The organism is Paraburkholderia dipogonis (genome assembly GCF_042680985.1).
Taxonomy (GTDB): Bacteria; Pseudomonadota; Gammaproteobacteria; order Burkholderiales; family Burkholderiaceae; genus Paraburkholderia; species Paraburkholderia phytofirmans.
Map to the genome: position 1 here is coordinate 106,007 of NZ_JBHUFR010000050.1, position 24,821 is coordinate 130,827.

19 protein-coding genes and 1 riboswitch are annotated in these 24,821 nt (G+C 64.0%); of the genes, 4 read left to right on the plus strand and 15 right to left on the minus strand.

Features of this window, described 5'->3' with window-relative positions; genetic code table 11:
* The 8 genes from ACFSNN_RS40970 to ACFSNN_RS41005 all read right to left on the minus strand — a co-directional run bounded on the left by ACFSNN_RS40970 (nucleotide 1) and on the right by ACFSNN_RS41005 (nucleotide 14,231).
* Nucleotides 1-1,176, minus strand: a complete 1,176-nt coding sequence (locus ACFSNN_RS40970; protein ID WP_134456504.1) for an endo alpha-1,4 polygalactosaminidase — start codon at nucleotides 1,174-1,176, stop codon at nucleotides 1-3.
* Nucleotides 1,177-1,312: 136 nt separating this feature from the next.
* Nucleotides 1,313-2,686: an exopolysaccharide Pel transporter PelG gene (gene pelG, locus ACFSNN_RS40975; RefSeq protein WP_134456505.1), complete on the minus strand. Its 1,374-nt coding sequence runs from the start codon at nucleotides 2,684-2,686 to the stop codon at nucleotides 1,313-1,315.
* Complete coding sequence (gene pelF / locus ACFSNN_RS40980; protein ID WP_134456506.1) at nucleotides 2,686-4,338, minus strand: GT4 family glycosyltransferase PelF; 1,653 nt, start codon at nucleotides 4,336-4,338, stop codon at nucleotides 2,686-2,688. Before pelF ends, pelG begins: the two co-directional genes overlap by 1 nt.
* The gene (locus ACFSNN_RS40985) at nucleotides 4,335-5,345 is read right to left on the minus strand and encodes a tetratricopeptide repeat protein (protein WP_134456507.1); all 1,011 of its coding nucleotides are present in this window, start codon (nucleotides 5,343-5,345) and stop codon (nucleotides 4,335-4,337) included. The genes pelF and ACFSNN_RS40985 overlap by 4 nt, the downstream gene beginning before the upstream one ends.
* The gene (locus ACFSNN_RS40990; protein ID WP_134456508.1) at nucleotides 5,338-6,765 is read right to left on the minus strand and encodes a PelD GGDEF domain-containing protein; all 1,428 of its coding nucleotides are present in this window, start codon (nucleotides 6,763-6,765) and stop codon (nucleotides 5,338-5,340) included. Before ACFSNN_RS40990 ends, ACFSNN_RS40985 begins: the two co-directional genes overlap by 8 nt.
* 90 nt (nucleotides 6,766-6,855) lie before the next feature.
* Nucleotides 6,856-7,407, minus strand: a complete 552-nt coding sequence (locus tag ACFSNN_RS40995; protein WP_012432521.1) for a hypothetical protein — start codon at nucleotides 7,405-7,407, stop codon at nucleotides 6,856-6,858.
* Between the two features lie 37 nt (nucleotides 7,408-7,444).
* Nucleotides 7,445-11,440, minus strand: coding sequence for a tetratricopeptide repeat protein (locus ACFSNN_RS41000; protein WP_134456509.1), 3,996 nt, complete (start codon nucleotides 11,438-11,440; stop codon nucleotides 7,445-7,447).
* Complete coding sequence (locus ACFSNN_RS41005) at nucleotides 11,430-14,231, minus strand: sugar ABC transporter (protein WP_377689092.1); 2,802 nt, start codon at nucleotides 14,229-14,231, stop codon at nucleotides 11,430-11,432. The genes ACFSNN_RS41000 and ACFSNN_RS41005 overlap by 11 nt, the downstream gene beginning before the upstream one ends.
* A 640-nt stretch (nucleotides 14,232-14,871) precedes the next feature.
* Nucleotides 14,872-14,951, plus strand: a riboswitch (cyclic di-GMP riboswitch).
* A gap of 54 nt (nucleotides 14,952-15,005) precedes the next feature.
* Here ACFSNN_RS41005 and ACFSNN_RS41010 point away from each other — a divergent pair.
* A complete protein-coding gene (locus ACFSNN_RS41010) occupies nucleotides 15,006-15,869 on the plus strand; it encodes a spherulation-specific family 4 protein (protein WP_134456511.1) in 864 nt (287 codons plus the stop codon).
* A 102-nt stretch (nucleotides 15,870-15,971) separates the two neighbouring features.
* Here the strand turns inward: ACFSNN_RS41010 and ACFSNN_RS41015 are convergent, their stop codons facing one another.
* The 5 genes from ACFSNN_RS41015 to ACFSNN_RS41035 form a co-directional block, all read right to left on the minus strand.
* Nucleotides 15,972-16,823, minus strand: coding sequence for an ABC transporter ATP-binding protein (locus tag ACFSNN_RS41015; protein WP_134456512.1), 852 nt, complete (start codon nucleotides 16,821-16,823; stop codon nucleotides 15,972-15,974).
* Entirely contained in the window at nucleotides 16,823-17,566 is a 744-nt protein-coding gene (locus ACFSNN_RS41020) for an ABC transporter permease (protein ID WP_134456513.1), read from the minus strand. The genes ACFSNN_RS41015 and ACFSNN_RS41020 overlap by 1 nt, the downstream gene beginning before the upstream one ends.
* 12 nt (nucleotides 17,567-17,578) lie before the next feature.
* Nucleotides 17,579-18,184, minus strand: coding sequence for a VOC family protein (locus ACFSNN_RS41025; RefSeq protein ID WP_134456514.1), 606 nt, complete (start codon nucleotides 18,182-18,184; stop codon nucleotides 17,579-17,581).
* 56 nt (nucleotides 18,185-18,240) lie between these two features.
* The gene (locus ACFSNN_RS41030) at nucleotides 18,241-19,272 is read right to left on the minus strand and encodes an ABC transporter substrate-binding protein (RefSeq protein WP_244322754.1); all 1,032 of its coding nucleotides are present in this window, start codon (nucleotides 19,270-19,272) and stop codon (nucleotides 18,241-18,243) included.
* 75 nt (nucleotides 19,273-19,347) lie between these two features.
* Nucleotides 19,348-20,268, minus strand: coding sequence for a fumarylacetoacetate hydrolase family protein (locus ACFSNN_RS41035; protein WP_134456516.1), 921 nt, complete (start codon nucleotides 20,266-20,268; stop codon nucleotides 19,348-19,350).
* Between the two features lie 276 nt (nucleotides 20,269-20,544).
* Between ACFSNN_RS41035 and ACFSNN_RS41040 the strand changes: the two genes are divergently transcribed.
* Nucleotides 20,545-21,204: a GntR family transcriptional regulator gene (locus ACFSNN_RS41040; RefSeq protein ID WP_012432512.1), complete on the plus strand. Its 660-nt coding sequence runs from the start codon at nucleotides 20,545-20,547 to the stop codon at nucleotides 21,202-21,204.
* Between the two features lie 50 nt (nucleotides 21,205-21,254).
* Here ACFSNN_RS41040 and ACFSNN_RS41045 read toward each other — a convergent pair whose 3' ends face one another.
* Both ACFSNN_RS41045 and ACFSNN_RS41050 read right to left on the minus strand, forming a co-directional pair.
* Nucleotides 21,255-22,202, minus strand: coding sequence for a dihydrodipicolinate synthase family protein (locus ACFSNN_RS41045; protein WP_134456517.1), 948 nt, complete (start codon nucleotides 22,200-22,202; stop codon nucleotides 21,255-21,257).
* 50 nt (nucleotides 22,203-22,252) lie between these two features.
* Nucleotides 22,253-23,209: an alpha/beta hydrolase gene (locus tag ACFSNN_RS41050; RefSeq protein ID WP_134456518.1), complete on the minus strand. Its 957-nt coding sequence runs from the start codon at nucleotides 23,207-23,209 to the stop codon at nucleotides 22,253-22,255.
* A 205-nt stretch (nucleotides 23,210-23,414) separates the two neighbouring features.
* On the opposite strand from ACFSNN_RS41050, the gene ACFSNN_RS41055 reads away from it, so the two are divergent.
* A complete protein-coding gene (locus ACFSNN_RS41055; RefSeq protein ID WP_134456519.1) occupies nucleotides 23,415-23,843 on the plus strand; it encodes a VOC family protein in 429 nt (142 codons plus the stop codon).
* Between the two features lie 8 nt (nucleotides 23,844-23,851).
* Nucleotides 23,852-24,796, plus strand: coding sequence for a 2-hydroxyacid dehydrogenase (locus tag ACFSNN_RS41060; RefSeq protein WP_134456520.1), 945 nt, complete (start codon nucleotides 23,852-23,854; stop codon nucleotides 24,794-24,796).
* The last annotated feature ends 25 nt before the right edge of the window (nucleotides 24,797-24,821 follow it).

The window sequence follows — 24,821 nt, forward strand, 5'->3', positions numbered from 1 at the left end:
CTAGCTACCCACAGGCAGGAACGGCCACCAGCAAATACTATCGAGCGATACCGTCGAGATCGACGGACTGAAGCCCGCCTGTTGCGCAGCCGTCCATGCGGTTTGCGCGGCCGAACTCGCCGTGCATGACGACGTGTAGTCGAGCGAGCCGACGAGGAAAGCGCTGCGGCCGAGATTCTGCTCTATGCTTTGCCACGACTTCAGCTGCTGCACGAGCGACATGCTAGTGGACGGCAAGAAGACCTGCTCCGCGATCACGCCGTCGATCAGCCACGGAAACGATACACCGCCCGTCGTTGCGCCGATGGCCGATACCGGCGCGGCGTTTGGCACCATCGACAGATCTGGAAAGCGGTCACGCAGTTGCTTGACGAGATCGAGACCGCCCTGGGCGCAGCTTGCATTGCACGGCGCACTCGACGCATTGGCGCCGTGTCCGACGATTTCGAAGTTGTCCAGCATGAAGCCGTCGACACCGGTTGCCGCGAGACGCGGTGCGATGTAGTTGACAATCAGGTTCTGATAGTCGGCGTTGGCGGGATTCATCCAGTATTCCTGGAAGCCCGAATATCTGCTGATTTGCGCCGCGGTATTCGCGCCGCACGACACGAAGCCGGACGGCACCGTGTTCCAGTAAGTCCGCGATTTTTCGCAGGCGCCAAAATTCAGGTAGCTGAGCACTTTCGCGCCGTTCGCCTTCAACGCGGCGATTTGCGCGGCCGAGAAGGCAGGCGTGCCGTTGCCCGGATCCGCGTCGATCACGATCACGTTGAACGTGGCCGCCGCCTGAGCGAGGTCGAGCGCGCTGCCCCGGCCGTAATAGGCCGTCCACACCGGCGATGCCGGCAAGGCGCGGGCCGTCGAGATCGTGGGCGCGGTAGTCGAGCCGGAATTCGTGTTGTTCGACGAATTGCCCGAACCGGTCGAGTTCGGCGAACCAGTCGAGTTACTAGAGTTACCGGCGCTTGCGCTCGCCGGAGTCGCCACAGCCGCCGTCGATCCATTCGGACCGCCCGTGCCGCTGCCACCACCTCCGCAGCCGGCCAACAGACTGCACGCCACGACGATCACGGCTGCACTGAGCCAGCATTGGACGGCTCCGCGACGGTGATGAACACCGGCGGCAAGGCGCGCGCGAGCGGCCCGCCGAAGCGGGCCAAAATCAGCTTGATGCATGGTGGAATCCGAAGTCGAACGGTGTGAGGCCAAAGGTGCCGGCGCGCCGGTTCGTCTCGTCGAGCCCGCACTGCCCTCACCGCTTCTGGAACGGCAGCATGAACGCGATCTCGAGCCGGAACGGCGCCGCCCTGGATCAACCCCGCAACATATACGTTTCGTATTCCAAAGACATGAATTTACGATCGAGCACCTTCACGGCTGCCACCACCACGACCAGCAACGCCAGCGCAAATCCATAACCGTAGAAATCCGGCCCGAGCCTGAGCGTGATGCCGGTGAAGAGTCCATTCAGCACGACGAACGCGCCAGTGAGCCGCAGCACCATACGCCGCCCGTCGAGATAGAAGAACACATTGAGCAGACCCAGCAGCAACACCTGCAGACTCGCCGACACCACGTCGACCACAAGCAGCGGCATATACAGCGGCGAAATGCCGAGCGAGCCCAGCACGCGCTCGCCGAAGGCGACGATCAGCAGCAGCACGACCGCCTGCACCTTGATGATTTCATACAGGCCGGCCCGCACGCTGCCCACCATCATGTCGCGCATTTCGTTGATATGGCGCAGCGTCGCGCCGCTGCGCACGGCGTCGTAAAAGGCGTCGTAGTACTCGACGAAATCCGCCTCGATGCGCACGAGGAACGTCGCCATGCCGGGCATCACGCACACGTAGGCGATAAAAATCGGAATGTCGTAAATCACCGATGCATGCAGCGGCCCGATCACGCGCGTGCCCGTGCCCGGCGCATACCAGAACATGAACTTGTCGAGCCACACGCCGATATTGAACAGCAGGCCGACCAGCGCGAGGCTCGGATAGGCGAAGCGTCGCTCGAACACTTCGAACGACACGAAACGCTCGCTGCGGTAGTTACGGTAAATCAGACCCGACAGACCGGCGAGCAGCACGATGTGCCCCGCCACGAAGCCGCCGAGCAGACCGACCAGTCCATAGCCGTTCAACGCGAGCGCGAGACACACCACGCACGCATAGCCGACGGCGAATACCATCAGGATCTGCCGGTACTGCTTCACGCTCGACAGGAAGATCACGGCGATCCAGATGTTGCTGACCACCACGAAGCCCGTAATCATCAGCAAGCGGTAGATCAGCGGCTCCTCGCGAAAGCCCACCAGCATCGCGACCACAGCGACCACGCTGGCCAACACCGACGACACCAGCACCACGCCGTTGTAGTTCGACAGCACGAGGTCGTCGCGCTTTTCGAACAGCCGGTCGGAGATGAAACGCGTGAACGACAGTTGCAGCGGCCCGGTCAGAATCAGACTGAGCGCGATCAGATAGGTGACCGACACCTGGAACTGCACGATCGCGAAAGTCGGAATCACCGAAGTGAGACTGATCAGGCCAATGATCAGGATGCCGAAGATCGACAGGATCAGCGGACCGGAACTGATCAGGCCCGCGTAGGCATAGGCGCGCGCCACGCCGGTCAGCGTGTCGCGGCGCATGATCTTGCGTAATTCGAAGCCGATACCCGCCATCAGCGTGTCTCCTGCGATTGAACGGGCTGCGCCGGACTCGCGTGCGGCTCCGCCTTTGATTGAGTGCCGTGATGCATCGGGCAGCGCGCCGCATCGGCGGCCGAATAGTTGCGCTCGCGATCCGGCATCGCGGCGAGACGCTCATACAGCTCGCGATAGCGGTCGATCATCTGCTTCTTGGTGTAGTAGCGGCGCACGCGCGCGAGGCCGGCCTGCTGCGCGGCCTGCCAGCGGGTTTCGTCGGCGAGCAGCGCCAGCACCGCCTGGGCGAAGGCCGCCGGGTCCGCGAGCTGGACCACCGCGCCCGCGGAGCCGAGCGCGCGATCTTCCGCATCCACGCCTTCGATCAGTTGACGGCACGAGCCCACGTCGGTCGTGATGGCCGGCACGCCAGCGGCGAAACCTTCCAGCACCACCAGCGGCAGCGCCTCGCTGATCGAGGTCAGCGCGATCACGTCGATCTGCGGCATCATGTCGTCGATGCGCTGGAAGCCGAGGAATTTCACATTGCGGCTCAGGCCGAGACTCTCCACCAGCGCGCGGCATTCGAGCGCGTAAGCGGGATCTTCCTCTTCCGGTCCGATGATCCAGCCTTCGAGATCCGGCATGGTGCGCGACGCAATGAAGATCGCGCGAATGAAGGTCTTGATGTCCTTGATCGGCACCACGCGGCCGATCAGCGCGACCACGCGGTGCGAACGCGGCTTGCGTTGCGCCACCAGCGGCCCGAGCGCGTCGACGTCGATGCCGTTCGGAATGCATTGCGTACGCTCGGCGCGCGCGCCGTCCGTGATCTGACGCTGGCGGTTCGCCTCGTACAACGCGACGATATCGTCAGCGGCGTCGTACGCGAGCTTGCCGATCGCTTCGAAGAAACGCACCCACAGTTCGCGGAAATAGCTGACGCGCGAGATATCGCGTTCGAACACGCCGCGGTTGTCGCGAATCCACTGGCTTTGCAGCAGGTCGATCTTGCGTTCTTTCGTGTAGATGCCGTGCTCGGAGATGAGCAGCGGGCGGCCGGTGCGGTAATGCATCAACGCGCCGAGAAAGCCGCCGTATCCCGTCGATACGGTGTGATAGACCTTCGCCGGCAACAGCTTCTCCGCGACGCGCGCGAGTTGCCACAGCGGCTTGTGCATGATGCGCACGGTCCAGAAATAATCCGTGAACGACGGATCGGTACAGTACTTCTGATACTGATCGACGATCGTGTCCCACGCCGCGCGGCTCGACAGGAACTGTTGCTCGTTCAGCGCGCCATTCGCCCCGAGCATCGGAATCATGCTCGCCATCAGACCGCCGACATCCAGCCCGCTGCGCGGATCGCGCAAGGCGTCGTGCAATTTCTGCGAGCGCGCGAACGCCGCGGCGTCGCCGGCGACGGCGCGCGGCTGAAAATCCGCCACGACCTGTTCGTACAGGAAGTGCGTTTCGATATGCACCACGTTGTCCGGCAACGCATACGCGGCGCCGTTGTAGTCCTGTTCCCGGCTGCCGATGAACACAATCGCGAAGCGGGTCTCCGGGTAGGAGCGGATCATTTCATTGACCCAGCTCGACACGCCGCCACGCACGAACGGGAACGTGCCTTCGAGCAACAGGCAGACATCGGCATCGGCGGCACGGCGGATCGGGAGTTCTTTCATCATGACCAGTACTTCACAACCGGTTTGAGTGTGGGCAACGCGGCGGCATTGCCCAGCGATGCGAGAAGCTGCTTGACGCGAGCGTAGTCGCCGCGCAGAAAGTCGGCTTCCGCCAGCCACGGCACCAGCCGTTCGCGCGGAAAACCGAGTGCGAGCGCCTGGCCGATGTATTCATGCGCGGCATTGGGCAAGCCGTTCGCCAGCGCGAGACGGCCGCGAATCAGCCACAGCGCGGCATCGCCCGGATCGGTTTCGAGCGCCGCCTGGGCGTAGCGGTCGGCCTGTTGCAGCGTATGGCGGTAAACCGCGCCTTGCACCAGGTTCTGGTACACGAGTTCGAAGTACAACTCGGCGAGCAGGCGGTTCAGCGCGCGGCGCTCAACGTCGTTGTCCGTCGCTTCCAGCGCTTTGCTGGTGCGGAAGATCTTCTGCATGATCTCGTTTTCAGCGTGATCCAGCGTACCGTAAGCGATCAGGCGAATGTCTTCGAGCGGATCGGCAAGCAACTCGCGCAGCAACGTGCCCGTGGTGCGGGTCGGCATGCTCTGGATCGCCACCAGCGCGGACAGCCGGTCGGTGGGCGACACCTGAGTGTTGGCGAGGCGCGCCTGCAAACGCGCGCCGCCGCCGTGCGACACGCGCGACACCAGGTAGGTGACGAATTCCGGGCGCGGCACATCGGCAAGTTGATCGCTTTCCTTGGCTCCCGGAAAGAGCGCCGCCCAGATGCAACTGATCAGCACGACGAGGCCGCCGAACAGCGGCACGAACGTACAGGCGAGCCACAGGAACAACAGCGAAACCGCGCGCGGCTCGCGGTAATTCAGCGGCAGCCATGAGCGGAACGCGACCGCCTCGGCGAGTCCCGCCAACGCCTGCCACGCGAAAAAGCGCAGCAGCGGATCGATCGCGCCGGCCGGTTGCAGCAGGCTCGCGATCGCCAGATATTGCACGATCACGGCCACCACGGCCGCGAGCGCGCCGACGATGAGAGAAAGGGTCTTAGACATCGAGGCCGCTTCGTTTGAGAAGGCGCATCAGCGCCGCGCCCGGCTCGCCGCCCTCGAGGTGGAGCGTATGAACGCCGACGCGCGCGCGTTCCAGGTCGGTGTTGAACTGGGCCGTCAGGCTGGCTTCGATCCGCGCGAGATAACCGTCGATACCGGTCGTGTCGGTGGCCGGCATCAGATTCACCAACACCGACTGCTTCGCGGTCTGCACCGGCCACATCACGTCGAGCGAACGGCGGCGGCGCATGACGTGCTCGAACAGCGAGTCGCCCTCTTCATCGCGCGGAAACGCCAGCGCGACGAGCGACGACGCCACGCCCGCCTTCTGCTGAAGACGCGTGAGGCGGCTCAGGTCGAGCGCGAATTCATACGGGCAGTTCGGCACGCGGTCGAGAATGCGCTGTACGAATGCGGAATGCTCGACGCCGTCCGCGTAATAGCCGAGAAGCACCAGCAGCAATTGCAGGTTGTCGAAGTTGAGCGACAGGAACGGCATGCGCTTGACGACGAGCAGCGCGCGCAGTTCGCCGTCCGCCGATACGAGCGGCGCGCACACCAGGTATTGGCTGACCGGCACGACGGTGTCTTCGTTCTTCAGATGCGCGACGCTCAGCGTGTTCAACGCATGCGTGACGAGTTCGTCGTGCGCGGCGAGTTCGAACGGATCGCCGATCTGCGCGATGGCCTGCGTGCCGAGCTTGCCGTGATGCACCGGATACAGCGCCGCGACTTCAATCTGGCAGGCTTGCGCGACAAATTCGAGCAGACCGCTCGCGCCGCCCAGCGGATCGCCGCCCGGCGCATCGTTTTCCTTGCCCGTTGCCGGCACGGCAAGCGCCGTATCCGTGGCGACCGACAGACGGCGCAGCTCGGTAATCGAATCGCGCAACGTGGTCGGGCGCGACAACAAATCCTTTTCGAGCCGCTCGTGCGAGAGCCGCATCAGATAGTGACTGTTGGTCAACGCGACGAGGCGGTCGTTCAGGTAATCGTTCAACGAGGACGCGCGCTCGGCGCGGCTGCCCCACGTATCGCCGAAGTGCCCGGCGAGAATCGTCTGGATCAGACCGCCCGCGAAATACAGCGTGGGGAACGGGCCGCCATTCGGATAAAAGAGCGCCCATGCCCCGAGCATCAACGCTCCGCTCAGCAGACCGAGCAGGCTGCCGTAGCGCAAGGCCACTAGCAGCGACGCCAGCCACAGCCACGGAAAACCATTGTGCAGCAGCAACGGGTCTTCAGGATGAAGCCAGAGCGCCACGGCCAGTACGACCAGCACGAGCACGACGGTCTCCACGATCGCGAACGGCCGCGCCACCGCGGGCGCCAGCAGGCGGCGCACGCGTCCGAGATTGCCGAACGGATGCGCATGGCGCGGCTTCGAGGCGCCTGGGTTGTTTTCCACGGCTGCGGTATTCACGGCCATTTCCTTTTTACATGTCGGGTTGCGGCCGGCGGCCCGCACTTCGGGCACAAACACGCAACCTTGGGGATATGCTTATCGATGCTTTTACTGACGCGCTTGCAACGGCGACAGAACCTTGGCGATCAGCGAGGTCGCCACGCTCGACAGACCCGAGCGGCTCCAGCCCGTACGCGTGCCCGTCGCGCTCCACACCACGGCGCCGTTCGACACGTCGATCAGTTCGAACGTCACGCCGACCACCGGCTCGCCGTCCACGCCTGTTTTGTAGCGCCATTCTTCAACCGCGCCCGACAGCACATAGCGGGCGTTCTGCGAACGCGCCCATTCCAGCGCTTTGTCGCTGTCGGCGCGCTGCGTCGTGTCGAATAGCGAGTTGCGGTTCGAATCGGCAGGCGCGATGCGCACATCGGCGATCCCGCCCGCGCGCAGCGTGTTGGCCGCGATCGACTCCGCGCTGTGACCGGCATCCGGCGTTTCAGTGTAGTTGGCGATCGACACCACCGCCACCTTGTCGCCGCGCGCGAGCGCCGGACCGGAGGTCTGGCGCACCGTGCCGCACGCGCTCACCATCAGGGCCAGCGCGGCTGCCGCGACACACCAGGCGCTCGTACGAGCCAATCGTTTAATGCCGTACATGAAGAATTCTCCTTGGGATAACTATGCGAAATCCGGTTCAATAAAACCAGCTATAGCGCGCGCCGATCTGGGTCACTGGCGTGCCGAGACGCGAGACGCGCTGATGCGAGAAAAAGAGTGCCGCGTGATCGCCGCCGAACACCGTGCCCGCGAGACCCAGACTGATCGACGGCCCCCAGCCCTGGAACGAGTCGTGCAACACGCCCACGTCGAGGAACGGGCGCCATGCGCGCGTGTACTGGTCGATCAGATCGTTGCCGAAACCGAAGAACAGCCCGTATTGCGAATAGGTTTGCGGAACGAAGGTCGATGCGGCGACCGGCCCGGCGCTTGCCGGAATCAGCCGCGAAATCAGGCCGTCCGCGGAGCCGCTCGCGCCGTAGTCGCCATGCGCGCCGATCAGGCGCACCGTGTAGTCCGGATAGTTCGTGCGGATCCGATAGCCGATCTCACCCGTCGAGAGCACGCCGCTGCCGAGGTAATTGCGCGCCTGGCTATAGAAACGATCGGCTTCGACGGTGCCCGTCGCATACAGATGCTGCGTCGCGCGGTACGTGATCGTGCCGACCACGTTGTCCTTCATGCCGCCGACCAGCAATGCCTGCGATTCGCGTGCTGTCTGATTGCGGCCCGCTTTCAGCGCGATCGACAGCGGCGAGTTCCTGCCCCACTCCGCGCCCACCGACACGCTATAGAAACTGTCGAGCGCTTCGCGGCGGCCGGCGGTCACCATGAAAGCGGTGTCGTAGGTTTGACGGCGCGCGTAAAACTCCACCGAACGATCCACCGAAGGCACGTTGGTCAGTTGCGACTCGTCCGTCGAGTGCTGAAAGCGTTGGACACCGTTCACGCCGACCATGTAGAGATCGGCGACCTTGATGCTGCCCGCCAGCGTCTGCTCAATATAGTCGAGCGGATGTTCGACGAAGCTGGTCACGGTCGCGTCGAGTGATTGCGGCCATGTCAGCGCGGTTTGCTCCAGCCGGCTGTGCAGCTCCGAATCGTAGGGCGCGCCTTCCAGGCCCTGAAACGCGAGGTTTTCCGCCGCTCCCGGACGATCCACCGCGATCGAAGCATCGATACGGTTGTAGAGCGGCAAGCGTGCACCTTGCTGGTCGAGCAGACGCTCCATCGCGGGCTTGTCGTTTTCGGCGAGCGCGATTGCGATCAGCTGCTCGGACGGCTGCACCAGCACGTTGGCGTACTGGCGCGCCAGCCAGCGCTTCGCCAGCGGACTCGCTTCATGCGACATCGCCCAGGCGAGCGCCACGTCCCGCGCCACCGACGAAGTCAACAGCGCCTGATCCGGCGACTTCGCCGCTGCGGGTGCCTTCACCGGTTGCGCGGGCGGCAGGCCGGCCGCGTCGCCGAGCAGCGTGCGGCGCGCATCGGCGTTGTCGTTGCGGCCCGCGTCGCTCGCGAGCAGATCGATCAGGAAAGCCTTCGACACGTCCGCGTTTTCGAAGATCGACGCGAGCGTGACGCGACGGCCGAGCATCTGCTCATGCACTTCGCCACCCTGCGAGGCGCGCGTGCGCAGCACGATCTGGCCTTGCGCGCTGTTGGCGCGAACCTCGGCCTCTTCCTGCTGCATCTGACGCCAGACATTGCGGCGGATCGACCAGGCGAGATCGCTGCGCCCCGCCATTTCCTGCGCTTCGGCGTAGGCGAGTTGCCATAACGGATCGCGCGACATCGACGCCGACTGCAGGCGCAGATACCTGAGCGCCGCTTCCGGGCGGTTCAAACGCATCTGCGCGGCGGCCAGCGGCCCCCACAAAGCCGGCGCTTGGGCAGGCGCATCGCGCCATTCGGCGACTGCCTCGCGCAATTGCGCTTCGCTGCCGTAGTCCACCAGCGTCCAAAGCAGCGCGGCGCGCAAGTCTAGCGTCGCGCCGGGCAGCGACACCGCGTGCCGCAAATCGTGCAACGCGTCGAGCGGACGATCGATCTGGCGATAGTACTCGGCCCGCACGCGCAGGAATGCCGGGTCGGCTTCGCCCGCGGCCAGTTGCTCGGGTGTGAGGCTCTTCAGCAATTCATCGACGCGCTCGTATTGCTCGGCGTCGGTGTAATAGTGAATCGCGCTTTGCAGCGCGCGTTGCGAATGGTCACGGCGGAACTGCAGCTCGGACGTGCGCGCTGCGTCGATCGGATACGCGTCGTAGAAGTACGTCATCGCGCTCAGGTCCTCAGGCGCCGCCTGGCCGCTTGCCAGCAGATGCTTGTAGGCGTCATTCGCGATATCGTCACGCTGCAGCAGGCGCGCGAGCTGGGCGGCGTTGCGCCAGAACAGCACATCGTCATTCCTGGCGCCGCGGCGCGCGGCGAGCAGCGTGTCGAGCGCGCCCTTGTAGTCGCCGTGACGATACAGGAGGCTTGCCGTGCGCAGCGCGTATTGCGTGTTCGACGGATAAAGCTGGTTCAGCTTGCGGTAATAAGTCAGCGCTTCGTCGTCGTGACCCGAGCGCTCGGCGAGCTGACCCAGACGCGCGTCGATCGCTTCCGCCGGCGAATTGCGCTGGCGGCCGCGCAGGAATGCCAGCGCGTCGTCAGGACGGCCGAGGCGTTCGTAAGCCGCGACTACGGAGTCGACCAGCTTCAGGTCGCCGGGCGAAGCATTCGATGCCTGGATCAACGCGGCCAGATAGGCGTTGTCGTCGTTGAGCATCGGCGCGAGGCGCATCACGTTTTTCCAGCCTTCGGGATCGTGCGTGGCTTGCGCGTAGGCGAGCCACATCTGCAAGGCGAGCGGCGACGCGTGATTCCATTCGGCAACCTGAGCGAGGCGCTTAGTCCAGACCGGCGAACCCGGGTTCTTGCCGACCTGCTCCGCCGCCACGCGCTGAGCGTTGGGCAGATCGCTCGATTCGAGGAACGACTGATAGAGGAGGCCCGGTACGTCGTTGGCAGCGGCGGAGTTCGACGCGGCGGCCGACGCAGCCGCGGCGCCTGATGCCGTTGCGACGGGCGCCACGGCAGCGGGTTTCACCGACGCCGGCGCAGCGCTGGACGCCGCGACGCGCACGACATGCACCTCGCGCGAACCAAGGCTACTCGCGCGCATGGCAAGACCAGCCCGCACTTGCGGACCATCCATATAGGCGTACTGCCCTCGCGTGCCCGCTTCACTTGCACGCTCGCGGATAAAGTCGACGAGGCGCAGCGCGCCGTCTTCTTCCGGCCGAGCCTGCGCGTAACCTGCCAGCGCCTTCGCGTAACGGTCCACGAGATCCGGACGATGCGCCGCGCGCGCCAGATTCAGCAGCACCACGAGCGTTTCGTGATCGTGCCTGAATTCGGCGCCGTGTTGATCGGCGGCAGCGAGCGCTTCGTCGAGCAGATTGCCCGACTGCAAGGCCTTGATGCCTTCGATAAAGCACTGACGTCTCGCATCGACCGTTGCCGCGCTGGCTTGCAAACGGAACCAGCCGTTCGCCGCGCCGCGATAGTCGCCGCCATACATGGCGTAGCGCACGACTTCGCGATTCCAGCGCGTTTGCTGCGCGGCGTCCTGTACCGCGAGGCGCGCGTAGAGTTGTCCGGCGAGCTGCTGCGCATTCACCGACGCCGCCGCCTCAGCCAGCATCTGCAGATCGGCATTCGACCACGTCAGCGCAGCCGCATTCGTGAGCTGCGTGCGCAAACGCTCAAGCGCGGCCTCGCGGCCCGGATCGTTAGCGGGCAGCGCGAACGTCTCGCGCGTGTCGACGCTCAGACGCAGCAATTGCGCCGCGCGGCGCAGGTGCTCGTCCGGCATCGCCTCCATGCGGGCGGCGATACGGCGCGCGTCCTCGTTGCGGCCCAGACGCACGTATTGCGTGCCGAGCACCGAAAGGATTTCCGAGTTGTCGGGCTGCACGCGCAGCCATGCTTCCAGATACGCGATGCTGAGATCGCTCGGCGCGTCGGTCGAGGTCATCCGGCTGCGCAGACCGCCGCGCGGATGCACGAGATAGAGCGTGATCAACACGACGCCCGCGAGCAGCAGGACGAGCCACGTGGGCGCGATGCGAGGGCGGTTATCGACCACAAGCGACCTCGATTGACTGATAGTTCAATTTCTGTCCGACGTCGACCGGCGTATCGAAACGCAGGAATTCGCCGTCGCGGCGCGTGGCTACCGGCTGTTTATTGACGCTGACCTTGCACTGTTGCGCGTTGGCCAGTTTGACGAACGGCTGATAGTGACCGGCGAACTCGAAACGCACGCCCTGCGCCGTGCGCTGGAAATTGCGCACGAAACCGTTGGCTTCGCCGATATACGGCGCCGCGTCCGTGGCGTTGCCAATCGCAAAGCGCGCGCTGCCGCCGTCGATATGGATATACGTGCCGTCCGGACCGTTCGCGAAACCCGTCACGCCGGAAGCATCGGCCAGCGACGGCCTGGCCGCCCGCGGCCAGTGCAATTCGCGCACCTCGCCGTTGCCGCGCACGATCCAGTCGTTCGCCTGCGGGCCCACCTCTTTCGCCACCGCGAACGTGTGCCAGTCGAGCACCTTGCGGATGTACTCGCTCACGTAGACCGGCATGACCGGCTGCTTGAGCACCGTCGAGAAGATCTGGTCGAGCGCGCGCAGCGAGGCCACCTTGGTGCCGCTATACATGTGGTAGTAGATGTCGATCGGCTTGAAGCGCAGCGGCTTGTCGGTCATCGAGAAAGTTTCGAGCACGCGCTGGAAGCCGTAGAACGGGCCTTGCCAGTCGTTCGTGTAGACGTTCTCGTCCTGATTCGGCGCATACACCTGATAAGCGCCCGGCCCCTTGTCCACGCCGATCGGCGCGATATTGGTCCAGCTATTGGCTGATCGGGTGATGACCGTGTCGCCGCCGTTGAAGTTGTAGACGCCGGCTTCGTACACCTTGCGCACGACGAAACCAGGCGGGCGGCAGTCGCCCGACCATTGCAGCAGCACGGTCTTCTTTCCGGGCGGCGCGAGGCGCGTATTGATGTAGTCGATCGAACCGGTGATCTCGCGGTCGATATTGAAGTGATACCCCGGAATGTTCAGCGAGAACGCCGCGTCGCCGCCTCCGCGATCCACCTGTGCGCCGGTCTTGCTGTCCACCTGCTCCCACTGGAACGGATGCGAGTAGGTGTGCGTGCCAATCTCGACATTCGGCAGCGCGAACATCTTGCGGGCGATCTCTTCGAGACGCGGCGAGATATCCGGGTGCAGACCCTTTGGACCCACTTCACCTTCGATCACCGAAAGCGTCATCGGCACCTGATAGCGGGTGAAGATCTGCTCGTATAGCGCTTCGCCGGAATAGTCGGGACCGGGGAATTCGGCGCGCGAGGCGAAACCGTCGCCGTCCACGTGGGACATGAACAGACGCCGGCCGTTTTCAGTCGTGACGCTCGGCGACGGCATGTCCTGCAAATGCAGTGCGGCTTTCATGAACGCCATGGGCTGGATCGCCCAGCGTTCCTGCTCGATGCTGTCGAGCGACGCCACGGTGTACGGGCTGAGCGCATAGCCGCCCCACGGTGTGAGCGCAACCTGATCGAGCAGCACGCCGTTGGCCGAAACACGCAGCAGCGGCTGGCTGCGCGAGCCTACGCGCACGCCTTGCAGATCGCGCGGTTCGGGCTTCGGGCTGATTTCGAAGCCGACCATCGGGTCGCTCTTGACGACCGTGACCGGCGCGGCCAGCGTGCCGCCCACGGCTTGCAGATCGAGCGCCGCGCCTGCCGAACCGGCCGCGTCGAAGCCGAACGCGCCGAGGAAGGCGACAGGCACGTGATCCGCCATGCGAGCCGCGACCCAGCGTTGCCACGCCTCCGGGTCCGGCACCGCGCCGCGCTGGATCCACGCGACGACGCCCGCGTACCGGTCCGGCGTAATGGCGTCGGGCAGACGCGACGAAAAGTCGGCGTACTCGACGTCGTAACCCATATAGTTGAGCGGCGTGGCCAGATCGCGCACGCCGGCGCTCAGGTCGAGCGGATCTTTGGTGTCGCGGTCCTGCACGACGAGAATCTTGCGCGGCAGCACCTCGATCTTGCCGATGCCGACCACGTCGAGTGCCTTGCTCGTCACATAAGGCAGCATGCCGGCCGACACGACGCGCGCGGCGGTGTCGCGCGCGCATTGCCGGTCGTTGCGCGCGCAATATTCCACGGACACCACCGGCACGCCGGTTTGCTGCGTGAACGCGCGTGCATCCGCAATACGCTGTGCGCGCAATGCTTCGGGGACGTCCAGAAGCTGGCCGCTGTCGTCGATACCGCGCACCAGCGAATCGCCGACTACCGCGTAGAGCGACTTCGCCACCGGCAGCGCGTTGCGCATGACGTCGGCGCCGCCCGCTACGAGGCGCGCATCCGGATGAGCTTGATGAATGCGGCTCGCTGCGGCCACAGCAGCGGGCGTGTCGAGCAGGAAGCCGCGATAGCCGCGTTGCCACAGCGGCTCGATCTGACCGGAGAGGAACGCCTCGGCCGAACCGGCGGACTCGGCGCCGCTAGTGCGCGCGATCCATGTGGTATGCGCCAGCGGATGAGCCGCCGGCTCGAAACCCGTGGCGGGGTCGACCACGACGGCGTCGAATGCTTGCAATTCGCCGACGGGCGGATTGGCTGCATAGAAGAAAGCGAGGTTGGGTTCGGACACGGCGGAGTGATGTGCCGCCGCAGCGGGTTGCAACGGTGCGGCTTCAGCCAGAGTCGCTGCTTGAGTCGCCGCGTGTGTTGCAAGCGGTGCAATACCCGCCGCGCCAAGCACTACCGCAATCAAGGTTCGCGTAAGAAATCTCTCGCCCGCGCGTTCGACAACCCCGCAAGTGTCCCCGCCGGCGCATGCCCGGGTCCGCTTCTTCATCGCCAAAATCTTTTCCCCGTTCAGTCTGAACGCGAGCGGCGTTCTCCCTAAGGGGGAGAAAGTTTCCGCTTGCGGATTTTCGAGCCGGCCCGTCGGCATTATTTACATCGCGCAAAAGCAACGTTGCGGCGGATGCAATACCGACTTTTTGTTTGGTTACTGGTAAGGCCGTGGAAGATATCACATGACATGGGGTGTCTCAAGCTCGCTTATGGCGTTGCGTGAATCCCAATAGTTAAATAACAGCAAATGCATCCGCTTGAATTCAAAGGCAAACGATTGCGCGTCCCTGAAAGCCGAACAGTAATGGCGGCATTGCCTGCAATCAATTCGTCAAGCAAATCGACGGTGTGTTGGAAAATCACCTCACAGAGTCCCGATGATGCTCGCGGCGCTTAATTCTTCTGATCATTAAATCACATGTGCGCTGCGGTACTTCGTCGAAATCACCAAATCTTTTTAAGGCATGTCTAACACGCGCATTTGACTGCTCCCCGTCTCGGCTCGGGCACCGCACCCAGCAATAAGTACCGAAACGCATAGACAGAAACTAATTTTCCGATATGCTTCACGGGCATTCGATTCAAACGCTGCGAATAAATAAATCGGCCCCCTAAAGAAAATTCGGGAGATGCCGTAAGCGCAGTTTGGGCAAACCCGGAGCGATCCGGCGACGCAAAGCTACAGGGACTCCTTCGCGGGAGTTTGCCAGTTGCCCGCCGTATCCACGGCGGGCCAATCGACAGCGGTGACCACACCGCGTCAGGAGGCTACATGCAAGACAATCGGGGAATGGGTGCAGTTGCGTTTGTGGCTTCGGAATCGGCGGAAACAGTCCGTCTTTTGGGCCGCACGGGTAGAAGTCTGAAACGGGCCGGGTTGATCGCGGGCCTGCTGGTTGTGGGATGCCTGAACGGCACAGCCTTCGCGGCGACCACAACTACCACGAGTCTCGTCGTACCTTCCTACTTCAATGCCACCAGCAGCGTCGCGAACTGGAACAGTCTCGTGACCTCGGCGCGCAAGGTGCCGACCACGGCCATCCTGAATCCCAACAGCGGCCCTGGCGCCAAGGAAGATCCCAACTACGCGGCGGCCGCCGCCAAGCTTCGCGCCGCCGGCGGCAAGGTGCTGGGCTATATCTCCACCTCGTACGGCAAGCGCTCGCTTTCCGCGGTCGTGACCGACATCAACGCCTACGTCGCGATGTATAAGGTAGACGGCTTCTTCATCGACGAAATGACGTCCGACAGCCAGATGTCGCACATTCAGTTCTATCAGTCGATCTACAACTACATCAAAGGACTGAACGCCACCTACTCGGTGACGGCCAATCCGGGCACCAACATTCCCGAGCTTTACGCGAGCTTGCCGACGGCGGACCAGTTCGTCGTATTCGAAAGTACCGCGAAGAGTTACGCGAAATACCAGCCGATGAGCTGGCAGGCCGCCTATCCGAAGAGCCGCTTCGTGCACATGGTGTACGGCGCGACCGCCGCGCAGTTGCCGGGTGTCGTGCAATACGCGAAGGCACATGGCGCGGGCGGCGTGTATGTCACATCGCTCGCCGGCGGCAATCCGTATAAGGCGCTGCCGCCCTACTGGAACGATGAAGTCACGGACGCCGCCGCGCGTTGATGAGCCGATTCATATCGATATCGACATGATCTTTGCAGTGGCCGGCGACGCCGGCCGCTGCATCTTGTGAACGACGCAGCCGCCACGTGCCGGCGAGCGCGACTAAAACACACCCATCAGCTTCGACAACTGCGAAACGTACTCGCCATATAGCGGATCGCTTTTCACCTGATCGGGTTGTCTCGGCCGCGGCAGATCGATCTTGACGTCGTGAATCACGCGGCCGGGGCGTTCGGACATCACCAGCACCCGGTCCGACAGAAACACTGCCTCGTGGATGCTATGCGTGACCAGCAACACGGTGAGCGTGCTCTGCTGCCAGATTCTCAGCAACTCGACATTCAGCCGGTCGCGCGTGAGCGCGTCCAGCGCGCCGAAGGGTTCATCCATCAGCATCACGCGTGGCTCGAGCAGCAGAATCTGCCCGATCGCGGCGCGCTGCCGCATGCCGCCCGACAACTCATGCGGATAGCGATCGGCGAACGCCGTCAGACCCAAGGTTTCGAGCAAGGCGGGAAGCCGCTGATCCACTTGCGCGCGCGGCAGATTGCGCAATTTCGCGCCGAGCCGGATATTGGCGCCGACGCTCAGCCACGGCAGCAGATTGCTGGTCTGAAACACCACACCGATGTCCGGCACCGGCGCGCCGATCGGTTCGGCGCCGAGAAGAATACGGCCCTCGTCGCAGGGTATGAGGCCCGCGACCATGCGCAGCAAGGTGCTCTTGCCGCAACCGCTCGGTCCGAGAATCGAAACGAATTCGCTCTCGCGAATCTGCATCGAGACGCTTTCGAGCGCGCTGAACGCTTGCGCGCCGCCGCGCGCGGCAAAACGCTTGCCCACCTGCTCGACCGAGATCAGCGCGGGCGCTGTCTCGTCCTTGTTCATTGGATGAATCGCCGCGCCGTTTGCCGCGGCGCGCTGCACGATACGCAACTTGTCGACCAGTGCCATCAGACCGTCACTCCTCTCCACCATACGCCGCGCGAAACCAGTTCGACGGCCCAGTAAAACAGCATGGCCAGCGCCGTCACCATCAGGATCGCCGCGAACGAAAGCGCGGTCTGCGCGTTCGAGGCCGCGAAGACGATCAGGTGCCCGAGGCCGGACTCCGAACCGATGAACTCGCCGACAATCGCGCCGATCACCGCGAGCGGCATGGCGATCTTCAAGCCGTCGATCAGCGCGGGCAACGCCGCAGGCAAGCGCAAATGCCAGAACGTCCTGGCCGGCGACGCGCCGAGCGCGCGGAAATGCTCGTCCAGATTGCGCGGCACGCCGGCCAGACCGCCCATTGTCGCGATCACGATCGGGAAGAACGCGAACAGCACGGCCGCGGCCAGTTTCGAGGCGAATCCATAGCCGAACCATACGATCAGCAAGGGCGCGAGCGCGATCTTCGGCATGCTCTGCAAGGCGGTGACGAGCGGGAACAAGGTGCGCCGCGCGATGCTCGACATACTCGCGAGCAGGCCGATCGCGAGGCCGCCGACCAGCGCCAGCGCGAAACCGGCGAACACCTCCCAGGCCGTTGCGAGCGTATCCGCGAGCAACTGGCCGCGCATCTCCCAACCGGCGGCGAACACCTGCGAGAGCGCCGGCAACACGTAGTCACGCGTGCCCGTCCAGCGCACGCCGAACTCCCAGACCAGGCCGATCACAACCCAGAACGAGACGGTTTCGATCAATCGCTTCATAAGGGTTCCGAATTATGTCTGGGCGGAAGGATCGGATTTCTTCGCTTCGTCAGCGGTAGTTGGCGCGCCGCCTTGCGCTGATTGCGCCGACTTCTGCGCGGCCAGATGTGGCGGCGGTGGAACCACGAAACGCTCGAATCGATACTGATCGAACGATTCGATGGTGCGTTCCCACACCTGCGGCTCATGTTCGTCGCGTTCGCCGATCTGCGTCATCTCGCAGTACACCTCGACGTTATTGCCGTCCGGATCCTTGAACACGAGGAACAGGTTATTACCCGGACCATGCCGGCCGATGCCGCGTACGATCTCCACGCCATGCTCCTGCAAAACCTTGACCGAGCGCTCCATTTCCTCATAGCTGTCGATCAGATACGAGAAGTGTTCGAGTCCCGGACGCGAATAACGCGGCAGGTCGTTGAAGTCGGCGGAATCTTTCGGCAGTTGCGCGAGCGCGAGGTCGTGGTGATCGCTGCCGGCGCGCAGAAACACCATCTGATCGCCGATCCAGTCGGATACTTTGAGGCCCAGCACTTCCGTGTAAAAGCGCGCGGACTTCTGGATGTCTCGCACCATCAGCACCATGTGTCCAAGCCGCTTGGGACGCAAACTGTTCATTACCTGTCTCCTTTGTCATGCGCGGGCTGCGGTCTGAATGCGGTTTAAAGCGCGCGTCATTCCACAAACCGGTTCGTATAAAGGTCGGCCGCCTTCACCTTCGCGCCGGTGTTGAACGCGTGCGACACGAATGCCGCGGTGGCGTCCATGCGTGCCGGGCGCAACCAGCCGGTCTTGTGTTGCGCGGGGTCGTCGGTGATCAGGCCGTTGGTCTCGACGATCTGCTGCAGCAGGATCGTCTTGTCGAGCACGGGATATTGCGCCGCGATCGCGTCGGCGGCTTCCTGCGGATGCTCGCGCATCAGCGCATAGCCGCGATAGGTGGCGGCCACGAAGCGCTTGACCACGTCCGGATGCTGGGCCACGAAACTGTCCGTCGTGACGATACCGTTGCCCATCATGTCCAGACCGAAATCGCGGTAGTACACCTTGCCGAGTTGCTGCCCTGCCCGCTTCGCCAGCGCGGCCTGCACCGGCAGGCTAGCGCCTTCCCAGCACTCTGATAGGTCGATGCGCTTCTGCAATAACGCGGTGTTGATCACCGCCGGATCGAGCCGCACCGTCTTGATCGCATCGGGCGCCATGCCGTTCTGCTTCAGCCAGGCCGGCATGATGTTCTGCACCGGCGACGCGCCGCCGCCACCCAGCGTCATGCCGGCGAGATCCTTCAGCGAACTCACCTTGAAACCGGGCCGTTCCAGATAACACATCGCACCGGGCCAGCGCGTGTTGATCGCGCCGACCATCACGGCATGGCCGCCGTGCGCGCGATTCAGCATCACGCTCACGGGGTCGCCGTAGCCGAACTCGAACAGACCGCCATCCACTTCATTGACGGTGCGTTGGCCGCCGTAGCCGCGCATCACGCTGACATCGAGCCCTGCCTCGCGATAGTAGCCCTTGGCCTGAGCGAGCAGAATGCCGCCCGTGCTGCCCTGTGGAAGCCACGCCAGATTGACGCGCACCTTGTCCGCAACCTGCGCGGCGGCCTTATCCGTTGTTTGAGCGGCCGCGTGGACGCCGGTGAAGAGCGTCACTGCGGCCAGCACAGCAGCGCTCAACGCCGTGCGCCGTGTGAGTCCCGACACTCTCCGCGCCACTGCGCGTCGTATCCACTGCAACATGTCGTGTCCCCGTCAATGAGTAGAGTCAATGGATGGCGCTCAGCCCGCGACCAATGGATTCTCGATCGAACCGATGCCGTCGATGGAAGCGACCATCACGTCGCCCGCCTTCAGATAGACGCCGCGTCCCATGCCGACGCCGGTCGGCGTGCCCGTGGCGATCAGATCGCCGGGCTGCAGCGTGAGAATCGTCGATAAATATTCGATCTGCTCGGCGATGTTGAAGATCATCCCGGACGTATTGCCGTCCTGCATCATTTCGCCGTTCACCGAAAGACGCATGCGCAGATTCTGCGGCTCGGCGATGCACGCACGCGGCACGAACCACGGCCCGAGCGGACCAAAGGTATCGAAACTCTTGCCGCGAAACCAGTCGTGTTTGAACGGATAGTCGGTGCGGCGATTCAGGTCGCGCGCGCTGACGTCGTTCAGAATCGTGTAGCCGGCAATGTAGTCGTAAGCATCCTGCTGGGCGATGTGACGGCCGGGTTTGCCGATCACCACGGCCAGTTCCACTTCCCAGTCGACCCGCTCGGCGTGCGGCGGAATCACGACCTCGGCAAGCGTAGGCACGACGCTCGTCTCGGCCTTCATGAACATGTACGGCGTGCTCTCCTCGCGCGGCGCGAGTTCCGTGCCCATCTCCCGAGCGTGCTCGTAATAGTTCGAAGCGGCCGCGAAAATACGCCGCGGCTGGAACGGCACGCATAGCGCATGCCCTTGCAGCGCGGCGATCTCCAGCGTACCCGCCTCGATCGCGCACGCCGCCCGTTCAAGCCGTTCGACAGCGGCGGCGCCGTCCGTCTCCCAGCCGGCGATCAACGTGCCGACATCCGCGAGCGGCGCCTCCGGGGCGATCCGGCTCAATGCGGCGTGCGCGTCGTAAAGCTTGCCGCCGACAGCCAGGCCCATGCCGTTGCGGCCATTCAATTCGTAGGTTGCGATACCAAACCAGGTCACGTCTTGCCTCGCTTTCTGTAGGGGTGAATTTTCGACTGTCGAGGACTCAATAACCGGACTGACATATTCGGATACATTCATAGTCGTATACATTCAGTCATCGGTGTATTTTTATTAGAATCCTCGTATACACTTATCGGGGCGTAAACACGTTCACGCGTACACTGCATGAGCTTGCAAAGGCCGGATATGCGCGGTGGCGATTGAGGCGGTCGGGCCGCTGGCGCATAATGAGGGCCGCCTGCCCACGGTTTCGCTCAACCCACGACCATCACGATGACCACGCTCTCCTCCAAGATTTACCGCCTGCTGTGCGACGAGATCATCGACGGCGCGCTCGAACCGGGCCAGAAGCTCGAAGAAGCAGCGCTCGCCGAACGCTTCAACGCGTCGCGCACACCGATCCGCGAAGCGCTGCGCGAGCTGGCCGCGCGCGGCCTGGTCGAGCTGACACCGCGCAAAGGCGTGGTGGTCGCGCAGTTCAGCATCGACGAACTCGCCGATATGCTCGAGGCCATGTGCGAACTCGAAGCGCTGTGCTGCCGTTTGAGCGCGCAGCGCATGAGTCTCGTCGAGAAGAAGCAGCTCGAAGAACTGCAGACCGAAATGAACGCCGCGATCGCGCGCGGCGACGAGACGGAGTACTTCGCACTCAATCGCGAATTCCACGAACTGATTTGCAAGGGTGCGCAAAGCAAGTCGCTGGCGCAGATCATGGCGGTGCAGCGTCAGCGTCTGGCGGGCTTTCGCGCCGCGCAGCCGGCTTCGCCCTCGCGCTTCGAAGCGGCCACCGACGAGCATCGCGAGATCGTGTCCGCCATCCTCGACTCCGAACCGGAACGCGCGTACAACGCCATGCGCGACCACACCGCGCGGCTGTCGATCGTCGTGCTCGGCCGGCTCAAGCGCCAGCGCACGGAGCGCGAGAACGCCTGAGGTCGCGGCGCTTGCCGGCGTCGCGACACGCGCCGGTAGGCGCTGCGTGTTCACGCGGCCACCGTCGCAAGCGTTGCCATCGCGGGCATCGAAAAATCCAACGCCTGAAGCTGCTGCAGGAGCGCGCCTGATTGCGCGGGGTTCATCGGCGTCAGCGGCGGACGCACGCGGGTCCACGACTCGTCGTTCGCGAAGTGCGCGACGATATGCTTCAACGCCGGGATCATCGGTTGCGCCTCTACGGCCAGCCGCACCGTCGTCACTTTGCCTTCCCACACTGCCCGTTCTTCCAATGTCGTCGCGTCAAGCAGACTCGCGATCGCCTGCGGCTGAATATTCGCGGTCGCTGAAATGCAGCCGGCGGCGCCGAGCGGCAGCGCCTTACCGAGTAACGCCTCGGACGCGGGAAACACCGCGAAGCCAGGAAACTTGCGCAGCATCGCCTCGGTGTTGGCCCAGTCGCCCGAACTGTCCTTGACGCCCACCACTGTGCGCGGATACGCCGTGATCAGCCGTTCGATCAGCGTGTGCGTGATCGGCACGCCGGTGAACTGCGGGATGTGATACAGCAGCACGCGCAACTGATCCGAACCGATTGCCTGGATCACGTCGGAGTAGTACGCGAACAGACCGTCGTCGCTGACGCCCTTGTAGAAGAACGGCGGCAGCATCAGCGCGCCCGCGCAGCCGGCCTCGCACGCATGACGCGTCAACGCGATCGCCTCAGGCAGCGCGCACGAGCCCGTGCCCGGCAACATGTGCGCGGGATCGATGCCGGCCTCGATCACGTCATCCAGCAATGCGTGACGCTCGGTCAGACCCAGCGAGTTGGCCTCGCTGTTGGTGCCGAATAGCGCGAGACCCGCGCCCTGCCCGACCAGCCAGCGGCAGAACGCAACGAAACGCGGCGCGTCGATGCGCAAGTCTTTGGTGAACGGCGTGATGACTGGCGCGAACACACGAGGTGTCGCAAAAGCGGAGGGCCTATGGGCGACCATGTGAGACTCCTTGATATGGGATGCGAACGAAAGCGCCTGAATCTGCGCGCTCACGCGCCGAAAAAATCGAGCATCGCGTCGCCTAACAGCGTCTCGCCCGAATCGAAATGCGCGACCACCGAGGTATGGTTGTGCCGCAGCATCTGCACGAAACGTGGTGTGCGTTGCGCGGCTGCTTCGCCGGCACTGCGGCGTGCCGTCAGCACGCGCTCGAAGAACGCCGCGCCGTAGGCATCCAGATAAGGGTTTTCGTATTCGGCGACGACCACCATCAGTGGCGTGTCGAAATGCGCCGCGTGAGTCAGCGGCGAACGTGCGGCGTAGCGTGTCTGGTCGGCGCCGAAATAGGCGCGCACGCCGGCGGCGTTGGGATTGTCGGCGTGCACGTCGGCGACGAGCCGCGCGCTGATCAGCACGGCGCCCGCGACGCGCGGCATGCTGCCGCGCAATTCGCTGAAGAGCGGGTCGCACAGATACGTGGCGACATGCGCGCCGCCGGCCGAGTGGCCGACCAGAAAGATTCTTTGCGGATTGCCGCCGAATTCGTCAACGTGTCTCTGCGCCCAGGTCAGCGCGGCGGCCACATCATCCGCGCCCGCGGGATACGGCGCGTCCGGCGCAAGCCGGTATTCCACATTCAGTGCGACGCAGCCTTGCCGGGCAAACCAGCGCGACACGTTGTCGTAGATGAGTCCGTTGAAGCTCTTGCTGCCGCGCAGAAATGCACCGCCGTGGACGAACAGCACCACATCGGCATTGCCCTTGCGCCGCGTTTCTTCAGACGCGAACACGTCCAGACGCTGCCGCTCGTGGCTGCCGTAAGCCAGTTCGCGCGCGACCTCGAACGATTCGCCGCCATCGCGCGCCGCCGCCACCAACGGCGTATACGCGTCGATCACCAGATCGCGATGGCGGTTGATGTCGCGCCCCCACACCGGCCCGATCTGCGCAAAGCGCTGCCTGAGCGCGGCGGAGAGACTGCCCAACGGTTCCCGCAAAGTGTGCATCGGTGGTCCTCATGCATTGCAGCGATTCAGTCCGGCCGCTTCGGCCAGCGCATGAAGACCATTCTGGTATATCTAATCAATTTTGTGTATACATTTATTGTACGTAGTATACCTGGTGAAGTTGCGGACACTCTTGATTCACAGTCACGACAACCCTCTCCTCGCCCGCGGGCGAATCACCTTCAGGACAACGCAAGGACATCACATGGACAAGCTCCGTCATATCGCGCTTTCGGTCGAAGATCCGGAAGCGGCCGCGCAATTCTTCGAGCAGGCATTCGGCATGCGCCGCGCGGGCAACGCGATGCGCGGCATCTACATGACAGACGGCACGATGAACGTGGCGCTGCTCAACTTCAAGGACGAGACCGTGCCCGGCTACGCTGGCCTGAAGAATGTGCGCGGGGTGATTCACTTCGGCATGTGGGTGGATAACGTGGAAGCCACCGCCGCGCGCGTGGTCGCGGCGGGCGGCACCTATCTGACGGGACGCCACGAGAAAGACCTGAACGTGTTCTACGAAGTGAAATACCGCATGCCCGACGGCACCGTGTTCGACATCACCGAAAACGGCTGGAAAGGCGCTGTGAAGGAAGTGGCACCGGCCGCGCAATCGGCCGATCCGCAACCGTGAGCGGCCGCATGAGCGCCACCCATGTGCTCGCGCTGATCCCGCTGCCCGACGCGACACTCGATGCGCTGCGGCGCGCTTACACGCTGCATTACCTGCCGGATGGCTGGCCTGAAATGTGGCCTGCCGGCATCGACCTGACGACGGTGAGCGCGGTCGTGACCAACGGCTCGACCGGTTTGTCCGAAGCGCGGATGGCTGCGCTGCCGGCGCTCGAGATCGTCAGCGCGTTCGGCGCGGGCTACGAGAACGTCGATGTCGCCGCGGCCGCGCGACGCGGCATCATGGTCACGCATGCGCCCGGCGCGAATGCGGCGACTGTCGCCGATCACGCCATCGGACTGCTGCTCGCACTCGCGCGCGGCTATGCGCCGCTCACCGACGCGGTGCGCGCCGGCAACTGGCGCACGTCGCGCGGCGAGCGTGCCACGCTGACGGGCGCACGGCTCGGGATAGTCGGGATGGGCCGCATCGGCAGATTGATCGCGGCACGCGCGCGGGGTTTCGACATGACGCTCGGCTATCACGCGCGCGGGCCGCATGCCGACGCGCCCGGCCGCTACTACGGCCGGCTCACGGAACTCGCCGCCGCCAGCGACTTTCTCGTGATCGCCTGCAACGGCGGTCCGGCGACGAAGCATCTGGTCGATCGTGAGGTCTTGTACGCGCTCGGGCCACACGGCTACGTGGTGAATGTTTCGCGCGGTTCGGTGCTCGACACGCAGGCATTGCTCGCCGCGCTGGCGGAGCGCGCGATTGCCGGCGCGGGGCTTGACGTGATCGAGCACGAACCGGAGGTGCCGCGCGCGTTGCTCGACCATCCCGATGTGCTCGTCACACCGCACATCGCGGGACGCTCGCCCGCCTCGCTGATCGCGCAACGCGACGCATTGATCGCCAGCCTGGCCCAGCACTTCATGCACGCCTCCGTCGAATTCGCAGTGCGCACCGTTTGACACGTGGCGGCTTGGCGGTCCGCAG